This is a genomic window from Ancylomarina longa (assembly GCF_003996985.1).
In the GTDB taxonomy this organism is placed as follows: Bacteria; Bacteroidota; Bacteroidia; order Bacteroidales; family Marinifilaceae; genus Ancylomarina_A; species Ancylomarina_A longa.
In genome coordinates, this window is record NZ_RJJX01000065.1 from 1 (window position 1) to 1,477 (window position 1,477).

The 1,477-nt window shown below is 36.4% G+C and carries 1 protein-coding gene; it reads left to right on the forward strand.

The window, feature by feature from the left end:
• Positions 1 to 199 precede the first annotated feature (199 nt).
• The gene (locus DLK05_RS16440; protein WP_235832027.1) at positions 200 to 1,234 is read left to right on the forward strand and encodes a serine hydrolase domain-containing protein; all 1,035 of its coding nucleotides are present in this window, start codon (positions 200 to 202) and stop codon (positions 1,232 to 1,234) included.
• Positions 1,235 to 1,477 lie beyond the last annotated feature (243 nt).

Genomic DNA, 1,477 nt, shown 5'->3' on the forward strand with positions numbered 1-1,477 from the left:
AACAAACCAATTAAATACCCATAGTTCCGGCGACATTGTCCAACTATGTTTTATCCTTTATTTAGAACTATTCTCAGAATCTAAAATCGGTATTCTAAATAATGTTTTGTTAGTTTTAACAAACGAAAGGATAAAACACTTTTACGTTATGCGCAATTTAATAAAGTGCATCGCCCTCAAATAGAATGACATTATGAAGATGAAACAGACAAAACGAATACTCATAATCGTATTTATTATTGCAAGCATAAGCTCCTTATACTTCGTACCATGGATTTTGGTAAAGGCTTGGATTTTACCACTACCTGATACGGTTCAGGAACAACTAAATGAAGCAATTGATTTTGGATTTGATGGAATGATTGTTTATGTGGACCAAGCTGGAAAGCCACCGGAGTTTTATACCGCAGGCTGGCACGACCGAAAAAATAAAATACCTGCCTACCCGCAAGCCTTATTCAAGATTGCCAGTATCACCAAGCTCTATGTCGCTGTTGCTACCGCAAAATTAGTCAAAGCAGGTCGTTTGTTTTTGGATAAAACACTCGCTGATTACTTCCCGGAACTTGCGGGACGAATTGAATGTTCAGACAAGATAACCTTGAGAATGATGCTACAACATCGGAGTGGCATTCCCAATTTTGTTGACCATCCTGATTTTTGGACAAAACCTCCAAAAAACAGACAAGAAACACTTGAATACGCACTGGATTTACCAGCTGACTTTGAACCAGGTGAAGATTATGGTTATTCAAATACCAATTATATGTTGATTGAGGACCTCATTGATAAAACGTTGGGCTATCCCCACCAGCAATATATAAAAGAGGAAATCCTGATACCACTCGGGCTGAAACATACTTTCGGTTCGCTAAGTGAAGTGGATATAGATGATGTGATGAGTGGCTATTATGTTGGAGTTGAAACTGATTTCAAAACTGAAGATACAGGCTTAATGCTAGCTACAGCAGAAGATGTGGGTATATTCTTGCGCGCATTAAACGATGGTTCGGTGTTTAATGAAGGTGAACAGGAAATCTATTCCTCCATTTACGTGTACGAACATGCAGGTCTGCTTGTTGGCTATCAGAGTATTGCCAAATACCACAAAGACATGGACATGGTTGTCATTCAATTCAATAATACAACTAATTTTGATGGATATGACTGGAATTTAGCGGAAATCATTTATAGCCGAATTGTCAAAATATTAAGGAATAAAAAAAGCGCATAACAATGGTAACCGTTGCACAACCGATTAATATTTCTAATAAATAAGATGGAAGCTTTAAAAGTTTGCTAATTAGCGAGCTTTTAAAGCTTCCTTTTTTAGGTTAAAAATCCCGAAATTTTAAATTATTGAACGCTTAAAAAGGAATTAAATGAGCCAAATGAGTTCATTGCAGTAGAAAAACAAACAATGGCTTCATTTACCATTGTTTCCGTGTTTTTACTAACAAATTTCAGTAGTTTTTTC